Origin of the sequence: Luteimonas yanweni, from assembly GCF_039548475.1 — a bacterium.
In the GTDB taxonomy this organism is placed as follows: Bacteria; Pseudomonadota; Gammaproteobacteria; order Xanthomonadales; family Xanthomonadaceae; genus Luteimonas.
In genome coordinates this window covers 72,419-85,749 of sequence record NZ_JBCLVC010000011.1, presented here as the reverse complement: position 1 = coordinate 85,749, position 13,331 = coordinate 72,419, and the positions used below count along the sequence as shown (strand labels likewise).

The window sequence follows — 13,331 nt, the reverse complement described above, 5'->3', positions numbered from 1 at the left end:
CATGCTCCTCCGTTCCCGCCCCGGTCAACCCGACGCAACCCAGGCCTGGTTCGCGTCCAGCGAAGGCGCGGCGCTGCTCGCCAGCGAACACGACGTGATCGGTCACGCCCTTGCCGAGCGGCCGGCGCAGCCCTGGCTGTGGCTCGCGCCCCTGCCGCTGCCCCGCCCCGCGGATGGCCGCGGCCTGGCCCTGTACGTACGCGGCCAACGCTTTGCGGGCGACGTCGCCTGCGGACTGCCGCTGCCGCTGCCCAGTGAGACCTTCGGTACCGTCGTGTTGCAGCACGTGGTGGTGCCCGATGACCACGGCATCGCGCTGCTGGACGAGGTCGTGCGCCTGCTGGTCCCGGGAGGCCGCGTGCTGCTGTTCGCACTCAATCCGCTGTCGCCCTACCGCTGGCGCTGGCGCGGCCACGGGCTGCGCGCGGTCGAACCGCTGTCCTGCCGCCGGATGCTGCGCAAGACCGGCCTCGAGCCCGACGTGGTGTCCGAGGGACTGGGCCCACGCTGGGAGCCCGAGGTCGATGCGCGCCGCCAGCGCGGCGTGGGCCTGCGCGCGGCCTATCTGGTCCGGGCGGACCGGCGCAGCCTGCCGCTGACGCCGGTGCGCCCGCGGCGCCTGCTGGTGCCGCAAGGGGCCGCCACGGCATGAAGGCGGTCGAAGTGCATACCGACGGGGCCTGTCTCGGCAACCCCGGCCCCGGCGGCTGGGCCGCACTGCTGCGCTACGGCGCGCAGGAGCGAGAACTGGTCGGTGGCGAGCTGCTTTCGACCAACAACCGCATGGAACTGATGGCGGCCATCGTGGCCCTGGAAACGCTGACCGAGGCATGCAAGGTCACCCTGCATACCGACTCGCAGTACGTCCGCCAGGGCATCACCCAGTGGATGGCCAACTGGGTCCGCCGCGGCTGGAAGACCTCCGGTGGCGACCCGGTCAAGAACCGCGACCTCTGGGAGCGCCTGCACTCCGCCGCTGGCCGCCACGCCATCGACTGGCGATGGGTGAAGGGCCACTCCGGCGACCCCGACAACGAGCGCGTCGACGACCTGGCGCGCAACGAGGCCATCCGGTTCAAGGCCGCCGCGCGCTGAGCGCAGCGTCCGGTCCATCCCTCCCTCCAAGCCAGGCCCCGACACCCGCATATGCGCCAGATCGTCCTCGACACCGAAACCACCGGCCTGGAATGGCGCAAGGGCAACCGCGTCGTCGAAATCGGCTGCGTCGAGCTGGTCGAGCGCCGCCCCACCGGTCGCACCTGGCAGCGCTACATCCATCCCGAGCGCGAGTTCGAACCGGGCGCGCAGGAGGTCACCGGCCTCACCCTGGACTTCCTTGCCGACAAGCCGAAGTTCGCCGCGATCGCCGACGAGTTCCTGGAATTCATCGACGGTGCCGAGCTGGTGATCCACAACGCCGCGTTCGACGTCGGCTTCCTCGACTACGAGCTGTCACTGCTGGATGGCGGCGGCCGCCGGCGGATCGCCGAGCGTGCCGCCGTGCTCGACTCGCTGGAGCTGGCGCGCCAGCGCTTCCCGGGGCAGCGGAACTCCCTTGACGCGCTCTGCCGCCGCCTGGGCGTGGACAACACGCATCGCCAGCTGCACGGCGCGCTGCTCGACGCCCAACTGCTGGTCGAGGTCTATCTCGCGCTGACCTCGGGCCAGACCGAACTGGGCCTGGCCGGTCCGTCGCTGACCGAAGCCGAAGCGATCGCCGTCCAGCTGCCGCGCGCCGTGGCCCTGGCGCCGCGACCGCTGGTGGTGGTGGACGCCGCGGACATGGAGGCGCACCGCGCACGGGTTGACGCGATCAGCGCGCGCGCCGGGCAGGCACTGTGGGAAGCGGTGGGCGAGGATGCGGGAGTCGCCGAGCCGGCCTGAGCACCGGCGGCGCCACGCGCAGCGTGAACGTGGCGGGGGATACCGCCGTCAGTGGCGACGCACCAGCAGCACGGTCACGTTGTCCGAGCCGCCGCCATCCAGGGCTGCGGCGACCAGTCCGTCCACGCATTCCTGCGCGCTGCATTCGCCGTGAGCCAGCACGCGGGCGATGTCCTTGTCGTCGACTTCCTCGGTCAGCCCGTCGCTGCACAGCAGCAGCTGCATCCCGGGCGCCAGCTCGCCGGACATGGTCTCGACGTTGAGCGTCTGCGGATCGGTCACGCCCAGCGCCTGGGTCACTACATTGCGGTGCGGATGGCTGCGCGCCTGGTCGATGCTGATCGCGCCCTGGGTGATCAGTTCCTGCACGTAGCTGTGGTCCTGGGACAGCTGGGCCAGCTTGCCGTCGCGCCACAGGTAGACGCGACTGTCGCCTACCCAGGCCACTTCGAAGCGGTTGCCGTTGATCCGCGCCGCGACCACCGTGGTGCCCATGGGCAGCGCGTCCTGGCGCTTGCGGGAGGCGCCGATGATCTCTTCGTCGGCGATGCGGATGGCTTGCGCCAGCGACGTGCCCTGGCGCGTCTCGCGCACGATCGCCTCGCGCGCCAGCGCGCTGGCGACCTCGCCATACTCGTGGCCGCCCATGCCGTCGGCGACCAGCCACAGCCCGAGTTCGCTGTCGCCGTAATAGGTGTCTTCGTTCAGCTCGCGCCGCAAGCCGACATGGGAGAGGTGGCCGAATTCGATCATGCGAGGGCCGCGGCGGTTCCCGGAAAGGCTGAATGGGATAACGGCGACGGCCGGTCGGAGAGGTCAGCAGGCATGAAATTGCGGCGAATGTTGATGTGACGGAATGATGGCACAGGGATCCGTGAGCGGCGCGCGCAAGAGCCCGCGCGGTCCGGGTTCCGCCAGATACGCAAAAACCCCCTTGCGGGGGCTTCTGCGTATCTGGCGGAGAGGGGGGGATTCGAACCCCCGAGGCGCTATAAACGCCTGCCTGATTTCGAGTCAGGTACATTCAACCGCTCTGCCACCTCTCCGGTGTCCCGGCCAACGAAGGCCGGGGGCGCAATGATACGGGGCGCCGGCAGGCCCGACAAGACGAGGCGCTACACTGGCCGGCCCCCATGCCCGGTTGAAGCGATGTCCGAGATCACCGTCCCCGTGTCCTTCGGCGAGTTGCTCGACAAGATCGCCATCCTCCAGATCAAGTCCGAGCGCATGACCGACGCCGCCAAGCTGGCCAACGTCCGCAACGAACTCTCTGCGCTGGAAAAGACCTGGATGGCGCACCCCGTGGCCGGGCAGGACATCGTCCGCCTGCGCGCCGACCTCAAGGCCGTCAACGAACGGCTGTGGGTGATCGAGGACGACATCCGGCTGAAGGAGAAGGCGCAGGCCTTCGACGAGGAATTCGTGCGCCTGGCGCGCAGCGTGTACGTGCAGAACGACGAGCGCGCGCGGATCAAGAAGGAGATCAACCTCGCACTCGGTTCGAGCTACGTGGAAGAGAAGTCCTACCAGGACTACGGCGCCGGCCCGGAGTCCTGATCCCGTGTGTGGGAGCGGCCCTGGCCGCGGTCGCGTCTCTCGCGCTTGCTATGGATGGTCGGCGCGGTAACGCTCGAAGGCCGCGATCGCATCTTCCACGCTGATCAGGTCCATGACTCCGTCACGTTCGATCTTCGTCCCCCAGCGCAGCGCCATGGCCGGCTTGCCCAAAAAGCGTCGCGCCGCGTCGTCATAGCGGTCCACGCAGTAGCGCCGGTCCGAATACGGCCCGCTTCGCGACGGATCGGTTGCCGCGTGCAGGCCCAGCACCTTGGTGCCCATGGCGTTGGCGATGTGGGTCGGGCCGGAATCCGGCGTCATCACCAGGTCGGCGCGCTCCAGCAGCGCGGGCAGCTGCTTGAGCGTGTCCTTGCCCACCAGGTCCAGCAGCGGGACACCGGCATTGGCGATGATGGCGTCGGCGGTTGCCCGTTCCAGCTCGCTGCGGCCGCCGCAGAGCACCACCCGCCAGCCCTGTGCCACGGCGTGCGCGGCCACGGCCGCGTTGCGGCCGGCGCTCCAGTTCCGCAGCACGTGGCTGGAACAGGGCGAGACCACCAGGGTCGGCCGGCCGTCGTCGGACCACTGCGCACGGGCCCAAGCGCGGGCGTCGTCGGGTACCGGGAGCGCCCATTCGACGCGATCCTGGCGCAGGCCGAGCGGCCTGGCGAATGCGCCGAGCACGTCCAGCACGTGCGGGCCGGCATCGGCCGGGATGCGCTCGTTCACGAACAGCCCGTGCAGTTCCTTCGAACGTGCGCGGTCGTAGCCGATCCGCCGCCGCGCCCGCACCGCGCGCGACAGCAGGTTGGCGCGCAGCGCGAGTTGCATCAGCAGCAGGGCGTCGAACTCGCGGCCGGCCAGCTCCCGGCGCAGCATGCGCATGCCCTCGCGGCCGGTCTTCTTGTCGTAGACCACGAACTCCACGCCCGGCGAACCCTCGAGCAGGCGCTGCTCGCCCTTGCCGATGATCCAGGTCAGCGCAACGCCGGGCCAGGCCCGCTGCAGCGTGCGCACCAGCGGCAGGACATGGGTCACGTCGCCCAGGGCCGACAGGCGCAGCAGGCAAATCGAACGCGGTGGAGCGGTATCAGGCTGCGACAAGCTTGTTAGACTCGGAAGGATGGCAATTTTCGACGCCGCAGAGAGCCTGACGCCGTTCCGCGCCGGACCCGGCGGGCGCGGGCTTGGCTCGATTCTGTTCGACCAGACGCAGCTGCGGCAAGCGGATCCGCGCTGGTTCGATCCAGAGGCCTGGGGGCCGCGTGCCATCCCGGTGTCCGGCAGCGGTCGCGGCGGGGCCTGGTTCATCGAGGACACCAGCAACGGCCCCTGCGTGCTGCGGCACTACCTGCGCGGCGGGCTCGTCGCCGGCCTCAGCCGCGACCGCCACCTCTGGCGCGGCGCCGGGCGCGTGCGCAGCTTCGCCGAGTTCCGCCTGCTGCGCGAGCTGCGCAAGCGCGGCCTGCCGGTGCCGGAGCCGATCGCGGCATCCTACGTCCGCACTGGCGCCACGTACCGCGCGGCGATCCTGATGCAGCGGCTGCTGGACGTGCGTTCGCTGGCGGATTGGGCGGGAGACGACCCGGCAACGACGCCCTGGGAAGAGACCGGTCGCCTGCTTGCGCGGTTCCACCGCGAGGGCTTCGACCACGCCGACCTCAATGCCCACAACATTCTTTACGACACCACCGGCCAGGGCTGGCTGATCGACCTCGACCGCGGCCGCATGCACATCCCAGCGACCGGCTGGCGCATGCGCAATCTGGCGCGGCTTGAGCGCTCGCTGCTGAAAACGCGGGGCGATCGCAGCGAGGCCGGGGTCCGCGAGGACTTCGCGCGCCTGCGCCGGAGCTACGACAAGCGCTGGGAACGGGGCATCTGAGCATGGCCTGGGCGCTGAGGTTCCAGGGCGTGGGCAGCGCGTCGGCGGTGGCCCTGGGTTCGTCGATGGCGACCATCGAGCGCGATGGCGCGCCATGGCTTGCGATCGACTGCGGCGCCGAAGGCCTGACCAGCTTCCTGGCCCACTACCGCTCGCCGCCACCGGCGCTGTTCGTCACCCACGTGCACCTGGACCACGTCGCCGGCTTCGAGCGGCTGTTCGTGGCCAATTACTTCGATCCCGCGCGCCGCGGGCGCACGCCGCTGTACGTGCCGGTGGACGTGCTGCCGCTGCTGCACCGGCGTGTCGCCGACTATCCCAACGCGCTGGCCGAAGGCGGCGCGAACTTCTGGGACGCGTTCCGCGTGGTCCCGGTGGGCGAGTCCTTCTGGCACGACGGCGTGCGCCTGGAAGTGTTCGAATCCCGCCACCATTGGCCGCGGACCGCCTTCGGCCTGCGCCTGCGTGGCAGCCTGGTCTGGAGCGGCGACACGCGGCCGATCCCCGGGGTGCTGTCGGCAATGGCGGCCGCGGACGAACTCGTCGCCCACGACTGCGGCCTGGTCGGCAATCCATCGCACAGCGGCATCGACGACCTCGAGCGCGAATACCCGCCGGAGCTGCTCGCCCGGTGCGTGCTGTACCACTACGCAAGCGAAGCCGACGGTGACGTCCTGCGCGCGCGCGGCCACCGCGTGGCGCGCCCTGGCGAGGTGATCGCGCTGGCCGATCCGGTGCCGCATCCGGCATTGGCGCCCTGAATGGAGGCGGCCCCGCCAACTTGCCTCGGCACCCGCGTCGATCAATACCGTTGCTGCCTTCCGGCCCTGGCGGAGTTTTCGATCTAGCGTCGCGAGGGGCCGACGGGGCCACCATGGAAACCTGCGAGCGCGCCCGATGCACGGCGCGCTTGGAACTGGCGGAGAGAGGGGGATTCGAACCCCCGAAGCGCGGTTTAGACGCTTACACACTTTCCAGGCGTGCTCCTTCAACCACTCGGACACCTCTCCGCACCTGCCCCTGCGTCTTGCCTGCCTTGGCGCGGCCGCACGGGACCCGCAATTCTAGCCTTCCTCGGGTTGTGTCGACAAGGAACATCGGCGTGTCGGCGAAGGTTCGGGATCGGCGTGGCAGGGACGTGACAGGGACGTGGCACGGCGCGCGGTACGGCGGGCTGGTGGGTACTCCGCCGGCAATAAGGAGCAGCTCCACCGCGACGCCGGCGGAGTACCCGCCCATCCTCCGCCCCGCATCCAGCGACCCCCGACCACCTCACGCCGCATGGCAGAATGGCGCCATGTCCTACCTAGTCCTAGCCCGCAAGTGGCGCCCGAAGCGTTTCGCCGAACTCGTGGGCCAGGAGCACGTGGTCCGCGCTCTGGTCAACGCCCTTGATTCCGGCCGCGTCCACCACGCCTTCCTGTTCACCGGCACCCGCGGCGTGGGCAAGACCACCATCGCGCGCATCTTCGCCAAGAGCCTCAACTGCGAGCGCGGCGCCTCCAGCGACCCCTGCGGCGAGTGCGAAACCTGCCAGGCGATCGATGCCGGCCGCTACATCGACCTGCTGGAGATCGACGCCGCCTCGAACACCGGCGTCGACAACGTCCGCGACCTGATCGACAACGCGCAGTACATGCCCTCGCGCGGGCGCTACAAGGTGTACCTGATCGACGAGGTGCACATGCTGTCGAAGCAGGCGTTCAACGCGCTCCTGAAGACGCTCGAGGAGCCGCCGGAGCACGTCAAGTTCCTGTTCGCGACCACCGACCCGCAGAAGCTGCTGGTGACCGTGCTGTCGCGCTGCCTGCAGTTCAACCTCAAGCGCCTGGACGAGGAGCAGATCGGCGGCCAGATCACGAAGATCCTTGCCGCCGAAGGCATCGACGCGGAGGCGGGCGCGGTGCGCCAGATGGCGAAGGCCGCCGATGGCAGCCTGCGCGACGGCCTGTCGCTGCTCGACCAGGCCATCGCCTACTGCGGCGCCGGCGACGGCGTGGCGCTGACCGACCAGGCGGTGACGGGCATGCTCGGCTCGGTCGACCGCAATCAGGTGGCCGGGCTGCTGGCGTCGCTTGCCGAAGATGATGGCGCGGCGCTGATGGACACGATCGAAGTGCTGGCCGGCTTCTCGCCCGACTGGGCGGGCGTGCTCGACGCGATGGCCGAGGCCTTGCATCGCATCCAGATCAGGCAGCTGGTGCCGGGGAGCGTGGGCGAAGCCGACGGCGTCGACGTCGACGCGCTGGCTTCGACGCTGCGGCCCGAACTGGTGCAGCTCTGGTACCAGATGGCGGTCGGCGGCCGTCGCGACATCAACCTCGCGCCTAGCGCGCGCGTGGGCTTCGAAATGAGCCTGCTGCGCATGCTGGCGTTCCGGCCCGGCGAGGGCGGGGCGGCATCCGGTAGCGGCGCGGGTGGCCAAGCGACAGCGCCGGGCGCCGGCCGTTCGGCCGCGGCTGCGGCGCGCGCGGCGCTGCAGGGAGCCGTCGCGTCCCCGGCCGGCGCGTCCCTTGCTGCGCCATCGACAGCGCGTCCGGCCCCGACGGCGTTCGCGCCTGCGTCCGCGGAGGCGCTGCCGCCGCGAACGGAGGCCCCGGCGTTGCCCGCTGATCCGCCACCGTGGCCCGAGGCGGCCCCGGTCCATGCCGGTCCGACCCGATCGCAACCCTCGACCGGGCAGTCGTCCGCCAGGCCCGCTGCCGCGCCGGATGCCGCGCCGGTGGCGCCAAGGCGAGCCCAGCCAGCCGCTCCGGCAACGTCACACTCGGCAGCGCCGCCCCCTGCAGCGCCATCCCCTGCAGCGCCATCCCCTGCAGCGCCATCTCCGGCACCAGCCGGCGCGGCGACCATGTCGCCGGCCGCCGTCGATGCCGCCACATGGCCGGACTTCGTCGCCGGCCTCGGCCTTCGCGGGCCGGTGCGCGAACTTGCGGCCAGCTCGGGCTTCGTGGCCGCTGGCGATGGCGTGCTGCGGCTGTCGCTGCCAGAGGCGGACGACCATCTCCGCGCGCCGTTCCTGGTGCAGCAGCTTTCCGATGCGCTGGCCCCGGCCCTGGGTGGCGCGCCGCAGATCCGCTTCGAGGCCGGCGCGGCCGCCGCGGGTGAGACCCTGCACGCGCGCAACGAACGCGCGCGCGACGAGCGCCAGGGCGCCGCGGAATCGACCTTCCTCAATGATCCGGACGTGCAGCGCCTGATGGAGCGCCAGGGCGCACGCGTGGTCCCGGACTCGATCCGTCCCATACAAGAACAGGAGCACTGACATGCGCGGGAACATCGCCCAGCTGATGCAGCAGGCACAGAAGATGCAGGAGAACCTGCAGAAGGCCCAGGCCGAACTGGCCAACATCGAGGTCACCGGAAGCGCCGGCGGCGGCATGGTCACGGTCACGCTGACCGGCCGCAAGGAATGCCGGAAGGTGCGCATCGATCCCAGCGTGCTGGCCGACCCGGAGATGGCCGAGGACTTGGTGGCCGCTGCGTTCAACGACGCCAGCAACAAGGTCGACAGTGAGTCGCAGGCAAAGATGGGCGCCGCCACCGCCGGCATGCCGCTGCCCCCCGGCATGCAGATGCCGTTCTGAACCGGAACGCCGCGACGCCATGAGCGTGCCCCTGCTGGAACAGCTGGTCGAGGCCTTCCGCGTGCTGCCCGGCGTGGGCCAGAAGACCGCTCAGCGGATGGCCTACCACGTGCTTGAACGCGGGCGCGACGGCGGCCGGCGCCTGGCCGATGTGCTGGGCGAGGCGGTGGAAAAGATCGGCCACTGCGAGCGTTGCCGCGATTTCAGCGAAACGCCGCTATGCGTGACCTGTGCCAGCGCGTCGCGAGACACCCAGCTGCTGTGCGCGGTGGAGTCGCCCGCCGACCGCCTGGCGATCGAACAGGCCACGGGCTATCGCGGCCTGTACTTCGTGCTGCAGGGCCGGCTGAGTCCGCTCGATGGAATCGGCCCGCGCGAACTCGGCCTGCACGTGCTTGGTGAGCGCCTGGCCGAGGGCGGGGTGCAGGAACTGATCATCGCCACCAACCCCACCGTCGAGGGCGAGGCCACCGCGCACTATCTGGCGCAGCTCGCCCGCCAGCACGGCGTGCGGCCCAGCCGGCCGGCGCATGGCCTGCCGCTGGGCGGCGAACTCGAGTACGTCGACCGCGGCACGCTGTCGCACGCCTTTGGCAGCCGCGGCGAGATGGCCCAGGAGCCCCAATGACCATTTTCCACAAGATCATCGCCCGCGAGATTCCCGCCGACATCGTCTACGAGGACGAGCACCTGATCGCCTTCCGCGACATCGCGCCGCAGGCGCCGGTGCACGTGCTGTTCGTGCCCAAGGTCGACGTCGCCACGCTCAATGACCTGCAGGCCGACCAGGCCGTGGTCGTGGGCCGGCTGGCACTGGCCGCGGCTGCGTATGCGAAGCGGGAAGGCTTCGACGCGGAGGGCTACCGCATCGTCATGAACTGCAACGAGGACGGCGGCCAGACGGTGTTCCAGATCCACCTGCACCTGTTGGCCGGCGCGCCGCTGGGACGCTTCGGCACACCGGCCTGACGTCCCACGCCGGCTACCAGTAGCCCCACCACGGCCACGGCGCCGGCCGCGCCACCAGGTTGCGCGGCCGCTCGGGCCAGAGGTAGACCACGTCGGCATCCACCAGCGGGAAGCGGTAGCTGTAGCCGCCGATGCTGCGGCTTTCGTGCCCGGCCAGGCGCCCGGTGAAGGTCACCTCGCGGTTCCTTTCGAACACCGCCGGGTCGTAGAAGCCCGAACGGCAGGCGATGAAGCGGCCACCGGTGTCGTCGTCGGCCCAGTAGGGGCGGCCGTAGTGGTCCAGGCGGGTCGAGACCATTTCGAAGCAGGTGCTGTCGGCGCGCGGCTCGACCTGGACGATGCGCCCGCCCCAGCGGACCAGGCTGCCGCTGGCATCGGACTCGGCGGCCACGCGCGGGGTGAGCGCGGCGTACTCGCCCCGCAGCGGCCCGGGGTGGGACGCACAGGCGGCCAGCAGGACCGTGGCGGCCAGTGCGGGAAGGATGCGTTTGCGCATGGATGTCTCCGGATGGTGCGGCGTTCGCCGGCGTCAGGGGCGGTGCGCGAGCAGGTCGCGCAGCAGGGCGCGCTGTCCGCCCTCCTGCCCGGGAGCGTAGCGCCAATCGTCGAAACGCGTGCTGAGGGCGAGCAGGTCGGCCGACGCCGGGCGGGTCGCCACCACGCGCCTGGCCCAGTCGCCGGCGGTCTCGTGCCGGTGTCGCTCCAGGCCCATGCGCGCGTAGCGGGCGGCGAGCCGGTGCCAGGCGCGCAGGACCGGGTCGCGTTCGCGCTCGCCGCGGGCTACCAGCCAGAGCATCGCCGCCAGCGCGAGCGTGGCCACCAGCGCGAACAGCAGCGCCAGCTGGCCGCCGCCCAGCTCGCGGCCACCGAAGGCCTGCAGGATGCGCTGCTGGCGGTCCGCATCGAAACCGAGCACCAGGTCGTTCCAGCCGCGCCGCATCCAGTCGCCCACGCCCAGCATCGGGCCCAGCGCCTGCAGGCCGCCCGGGCTGCGCCCGGCGCGATCGGCGATGGTGTCGTAGATGCGTTCGGGCGCGACGGCCGCGGTCGGGTCCACGCGCACCCAGCCGCGCCCGGGCAGCCAGGCTTCGGCCCAGGCGTGGGCATCGGAGTTGCGCACGATCCAGTAGTCGCCCACGGGATTGCGGTAGCCGCCCACATAGCCGGTCACCACGCGTGCGGGGATGCCGGACGCGCGCATCAGCACGACGAAGGCCTGGCTGAAGTGCTCGCAGAAGCCTTCCCGGTGCTCGAACAGGAATTCGTCCACGGCGTGGCGGCCGGGCAGGGGCGTGCTCAGCGTGTAGCCGAACTCGGCGCGGATCCAGGCCAGGGCGCGGTCGACGATCGCCGCGTCGGCGGCGGCGCCCTCGCCGGCGTCCATCCGCCACTGCCGGGCCAGCGCCTGCGTGCGCGGATTGAAGCCCTCGGGCAGCCGCAGCGCGGCGCTGCGCAGGAGTGGCCGGAGCTCGGGTTCGAACGAGACCGGCACGGCCGACGTCATGCGCCAGCGCGTCACCGAGGCCAAGGGGCGGCGCGTGGCCAGCGTGTGGTCGTAGGCGCGCTGCACGCCGTCGGGCGTCGCCACCGGGAGCTCCAGGGCGACCAGCATGCGGCGTTCGGTGGGTTCGACGTCGACCTCGTAGCTGTAGCGCGTGGCGCCGTGCTCGATGGCGGCCGGCGGCAGCGCGCTGAACCACTGCGAGGCGGTCCACTCGCGGCCGTCGTAGTTCCACAGCACGGGACCGCGCCAGTACATCTCCGACGTCGGCGGCGTGGCGCCGTCGAAGGTGACGCGCAGGGCCGGGCTGTCGTCGACCAGCATGTCGATCCACTCGCCGGGCGACATGCTGTCCGACAGTCCGGTGCGGGTGATCGCGCGCTCCGGCATGCCCCACAGCGGCGTGGCCATGCGCGGGAACAGCCAGAAGGCGGCCAGCGCCAGCGGCAGGCCGATGGCGACCATGCCGCACACCCGCCGCAGGCGCTCGCGCGGCGGCATGGCGGCGGCATCCCCGCTTTCGGCCTCGGCCAGTCGCAGCATCGACGCAAGCGCCAGCAGCGCGGCACCGAGTCCGAGCAGCAGGCTCAGCGGCCCCTGGTCGAGGAGGAAGGTCGCGAACGGTGCGAACAGGGCAAAGCCCAGCAGGCTGCGCGCATCGCGCAGGGTGGCCAGTTCCATCGGCTTCAGCGCGAGCATGGCCGCCAGCAACGCGCAGCCGGTGTCGCGGCCGAAGTTGAACCCGGATCCGGCCAATACCACCGCCACCAGCGCCACGGACAGCAACAGGCGCAGCGCTGCCGGCAGGCGGCGGCGCCAGGACAGCACGCCGACCACGGCGGCGACCGCGGCCAACCCCGCGGCAAGCGGCCCCGGCAGCTGCAGCAGCAGCGGCAGCAGGCACGCGCCCGCCGCGGCCAGGGTCCAGCCCCGCGCCTGCACGTCGAGCGCCGGGCTGCGGCGGCCTGCCTCAGCCACGTCGGCCATCCGGCTCACCCGCGATGGACGGCAGCAGGGCCAGCGCGCGCAGGCAGGCATGCCGGTGCGCCACGCCGCGGCCCGGGCCGATCGCCTGCCGCGGCAGCTGCAGCCGGTAGCGGCGGCCCTCGCGTTCGGCCTGGTCCACCCAGCGCGCCAGGCGCCGGATGCGGTCCTCGTACGCAAGCGGCAACAGCGACCAGTCCAGCACCACGTCCGCGCCCTGCGCCTGCTCGTACTCGCGCACCAGCAGCGATCCGCGCCGCGCCGACGGCTTCCAGGCGATGGCCCGCCGCGAATCGCCGCGTCGATAGGCACGCAGGTGGTGCACGTCGTCACCCGACGGATGCAGCCGCGCCTGCGGCGCGTCGCCGGCACCGTGCGGCAGCGGCGGCCCGTCGGCTTCGGCGCGTGGATACACGAGCAGTGGCTCCGCCGGCCAGGCATAGGCCCAGGCGCGGGCGATGCCGAGCGGCCGCGTCGTCGACACGGTGATGCGCCCGGGACGCAGCCAGCCGCGGCGTTCCGTTGGCAGCATCAGCCGCGCCTCGCCGGCGCCGTCCACCAGCGAGCAGGTGGCCTCGGCGTCGCCGGTGCGCAGGCGCAGGCCACGGCGCGGGCGCGCTGCATCGGCGCGCAGATGCACGCGCAGCGTGATCGGCGCGCCGGCGGGCACGGGTTCGGCATCGACTGCCACCATCCGCAATCCCGACAGCTGCAGGTGCGCGGCGAACAGGCTGGTGTTGCCGGCCCCGGCCAGCAGCAGGGCCAGCAACAGGGCGGGGTTGTTGTTGTAGTTCAGGGCGCCCAGCAGCATCACCGCCAGCAGTGCGGCGAAGAAGGCGCCGAAGGCGGTGGGCAGGACGTAGATGCGCCGGCGGTCGAAGGCGACCGGCAGCGGCTCCCGGCTCCTCGGCCGCGCCAGCGCCCCCAGGCGTGCGCGCAGGCCGGAAAGCAGCCCCGCCGGCAT

General features: G+C 71.6%; 15 protein-coding genes, 2 tRNA genes and 1 other RNA gene. 10 read left to right on the top strand and 8 right to left on the bottom strand.

Annotation, left to right across the window (positions count from 1 at the left end; translation table 11 throughout):
- Nucleotide 1 precedes the first annotated feature (1 nt).
- From WCE39_RS07700 to dnaQ, 3 genes are read left to right on the top strand one after another with little or no spacing between them, the layout of a single operon-like run.
- Nucleotides 2-652, top strand: a complete 651-nt coding sequence (locus WCE39_RS07700; protein WP_343276107.1) for a class I SAM-dependent methyltransferase — start codon at nucleotides 2-4, stop codon at nucleotides 650-652.
- The gene (rnhA, locus tag WCE39_RS07695) at nucleotides 649-1,095 is read left to right on the top strand and encodes a ribonuclease HI (RefSeq protein ID WP_343276106.1); all 447 of its coding nucleotides are present in this window, start codon (nucleotides 649-651) and stop codon (nucleotides 1,093-1,095) included. Before WCE39_RS07700 ends, rnhA begins: the two co-directional genes overlap by 4 nt.
- 51 nt (nucleotides 1,096-1,146) lie before the next feature.
- Complete coding sequence (gene dnaQ / locus WCE39_RS07690) at nucleotides 1,147-1,884, top strand: DNA polymerase III subunit epsilon (protein ID WP_343276105.1); 738 nt, start codon at nucleotides 1,147-1,149, stop codon at nucleotides 1,882-1,884.
- A 48-nt stretch (nucleotides 1,885-1,932) separates the two neighbouring features.
- On the opposite strand, the gene WCE39_RS07685 is transcribed toward dnaQ, so the two are convergent.
- Both WCE39_RS07685 and WCE39_RS07680 read right to left on the bottom strand, forming a co-directional pair.
- Nucleotides 1,933-2,637 carry a PP2C family protein-serine/threonine phosphatase gene (locus WCE39_RS07685; RefSeq protein WP_343276104.1) on the bottom strand — a complete coding sequence of 235 codons (705 nt, stop codon included), beginning with the start codon at nucleotides 2,635-2,637 and terminating at the stop codon, nucleotides 1,933-1,935.
- Nucleotides 2,638-2,839: 202 nt separating this feature from the next.
- Nucleotides 2,840-2,930: transfer RNA gene (locus WCE39_RS07680), tRNA-Ser, on the bottom strand.
- Between the two features lie 103 nt (nucleotides 2,931-3,033).
- Here WCE39_RS07680 and WCE39_RS07675 point away from each other — a divergent pair.
- Complete coding sequence (locus tag WCE39_RS07675; RefSeq protein ID WP_343276103.1) at nucleotides 3,034-3,441, top strand: DUF6165 family protein; 408 nt, start codon at nucleotides 3,034-3,036, stop codon at nucleotides 3,439-3,441.
- Between the two features lie 48 nt (nucleotides 3,442-3,489).
- Here WCE39_RS07675 and WCE39_RS07670 read toward each other — a convergent pair whose 3' ends face one another.
- Nucleotides 3,490-4,545 (bottom strand): glycosyltransferase family 9 protein, encoded by a 1,056-nt coding sequence (locus WCE39_RS07670; RefSeq protein WP_343276102.1) that lies wholly within the window; start codon nucleotides 4,543-4,545, stop codon nucleotides 3,490-3,492.
- 19 nt (nucleotides 4,546-4,564) lie between these two features.
- Here WCE39_RS07670 and WCE39_RS07665 point away from each other — a divergent pair, with 19 nt between their 5' ends.
- Entirely contained in the window at nucleotides 4,565-5,326 is a 762-nt protein-coding gene (locus tag WCE39_RS07665) for a 3-deoxy-D-manno-octulosonic acid kinase (protein WP_343276101.1), read from the top strand.
- Between the two features lie 2 nt (nucleotides 5,327-5,328).
- On the top strand, nucleotides 5,329-6,087 hold the full coding sequence (locus WCE39_RS07660; RefSeq protein WP_343276100.1) for an MBL fold metallo-hydrolase: 759 nt from the start codon (nucleotides 5,329-5,331) through the stop codon (nucleotides 6,085-6,087).
- 9 nt (nucleotides 6,088-6,096) lie between these two features.
- On the opposite strand, the gene ffs is transcribed toward WCE39_RS07660, so the two are convergent.
- Together ffs and WCE39_RS07650 are read right to left on the bottom strand one after the other, a co-directional pair.
- Nucleotides 6,097-6,193: signal recognition particle sRNA small type (gene ffs, locus WCE39_RS07655), an RNA gene on the bottom strand.
- A 50-nt stretch (nucleotides 6,194-6,243) separates the two neighbouring features.
- A tRNA-Ser gene (locus tag WCE39_RS07650) sits at nucleotides 6,244-6,336 on the bottom strand.
- Nucleotides 6,337-6,623: 287 nt separating this feature from the next.
- Between WCE39_RS07650 and dnaX the strand changes: the two genes are divergently transcribed.
- Genes dnaX through WCE39_RS07630 form a run of 4 tightly spaced genes read left to right on the top strand, consistent with a single transcriptional unit; the run spans nucleotide 6,624 to nucleotide 9,882 of the window.
- Nucleotides 6,624-8,591, top strand: coding sequence for a DNA polymerase III subunit gamma/tau (dnaX, locus tag WCE39_RS07645; RefSeq protein WP_343276099.1), 1,968 nt, complete (start codon nucleotides 6,624-6,626; stop codon nucleotides 8,589-8,591).
- A 1-nt stretch (nucleotide 8,592) separates the two neighbouring features.
- A complete protein-coding gene (locus tag WCE39_RS07640; protein ID WP_343256127.1) occupies nucleotides 8,593-8,913 on the top strand; it encodes a YbaB/EbfC family nucleoid-associated protein in 321 nt (106 codons plus the stop codon).
- A gap of 19 nt (nucleotides 8,914-8,932) precedes the next feature.
- Nucleotides 8,933-9,541 (top strand): recombination mediator RecR, encoded by a 609-nt coding sequence (gene recR, locus WCE39_RS07635; protein WP_343276098.1) that lies wholly within the window; start codon nucleotides 8,933-8,935, stop codon nucleotides 9,539-9,541.
- Nucleotides 9,538-9,882 (top strand): histidine triad nucleotide-binding protein, encoded by a 345-nt coding sequence (locus tag WCE39_RS07630; protein WP_343276097.1) that lies wholly within the window; start codon nucleotides 9,538-9,540, stop codon nucleotides 9,880-9,882. Before recR ends, WCE39_RS07630 begins: the two co-directional genes overlap by 4 nt.
- Nucleotides 9,883-9,895: 13 nt before the next feature.
- Here the strand turns inward: WCE39_RS07630 and WCE39_RS07625 are convergent, their stop codons facing one another.
- Genes WCE39_RS07625 through WCE39_RS07615 form a run of 3 tightly spaced genes read right to left on the bottom strand, consistent with a single transcriptional unit; the run spans nucleotide 9,896 to nucleotide 13,331 of the window.
- Nucleotides 9,896-10,378, bottom strand: a complete 483-nt coding sequence (locus WCE39_RS07625) for a Slp family lipoprotein (RefSeq protein ID WP_343276096.1) — start codon at nucleotides 10,376-10,378, stop codon at nucleotides 9,896-9,898.
- A gap of 33 nt (nucleotides 10,379-10,411) precedes the next feature.
- Nucleotides 10,412-12,361 (bottom strand): transglutaminase TgpA family protein, encoded by a 1,950-nt coding sequence (locus WCE39_RS07620; protein ID WP_343276095.1) that lies wholly within the window; start codon nucleotides 12,359-12,361, stop codon nucleotides 10,412-10,414.
- Complete coding sequence (locus WCE39_RS07615) at nucleotides 12,354-13,331, bottom strand: DUF58 domain-containing protein (RefSeq protein ID WP_343276094.1); 978 nt, start codon at nucleotides 13,329-13,331, stop codon at nucleotides 12,354-12,356. The genes WCE39_RS07620 and WCE39_RS07615 overlap by 8 nt, the downstream gene beginning before the upstream one ends.

What these genes read in the sequence shown, in the direction of transcription:
- WCE39_RS07700 (WP_343276107.1), top strand. Translation starts at nt 2, where the DNA reads ATGCTCCTCCGTTCCCGCCCCGGTCAACCCGACGCAACCCAGGCCTGG.
- rnhA (WP_343276106.1), top strand. Translation starts at nt 649, where the DNA reads ATGAAGGCGGTCGAAGTGCATACCGACGGGGCCTGTCTCGGCAACCCC.
- dnaQ (WP_343276105.1), top strand. Translation starts at nt 1,147, where the DNA reads ATGCGCCAGATCGTCCTCGACACCGAAACCACCGGCCTGGAATGGCGC.
- WCE39_RS07685 (WP_343276104.1), bottom strand. Translation starts at nt 2,637, where the DNA reads ATGATCGAATTCGGCCACCTCTCCCATGTCGGCTTGCGGCGCGAGCTG.
- WCE39_RS07675 (WP_343276103.1), top strand. Translation starts at nt 3,034, where the DNA reads ATGTCCGAGATCACCGTCCCCGTGTCCTTCGGCGAGTTGCTCGACAAG.
- WCE39_RS07665 (WP_343276101.1), top strand. Translation starts at nt 4,565, where the DNA reads ATGGCAATTTTCGACGCCGCAGAGAGCCTGACGCCGTTCCGCGCCGGA.
- WCE39_RS07660 (WP_343276100.1), top strand. Translation starts at nt 5,329, where the DNA reads ATGGCCTGGGCGCTGAGGTTCCAGGGCGTGGGCAGCGCGTCGGCGGTG.
- dnaX (WP_343276099.1), top strand. Translation starts at nt 6,624, where the DNA reads ATGTCCTACCTAGTCCTAGCCCGCAAGTGGCGCCCGAAGCGTTTCGCC.
- WCE39_RS07640 (WP_343256127.1), top strand. Translation starts at nt 8,593, where the DNA reads ATGCGCGGGAACATCGCCCAGCTGATGCAGCAGGCACAGAAGATGCAG.
- recR (WP_343276098.1), top strand. Translation starts at nt 8,933, where the DNA reads ATGAGCGTGCCCCTGCTGGAACAGCTGGTCGAGGCCTTCCGCGTGCTG.
- WCE39_RS07630 (WP_343276097.1), top strand. Translation starts at nt 9,538, where the DNA reads ATGACCATTTTCCACAAGATCATCGCCCGCGAGATTCCCGCCGACATC.
- WCE39_RS07625 (WP_343276096.1), bottom strand. Translation starts at nt 10,378, where the DNA reads ATGCGCAAACGCATCCTTCCCGCACTGGCCGCCACGGTCCTGCTGGCC.
- WCE39_RS07615 (WP_343276094.1), bottom strand. Translation starts at nt 13,331, where the DNA reads ATGCCGGCGGGGCTGCTTTCCGGCCTGCGCGCACGCCTGGGGGCGCTG.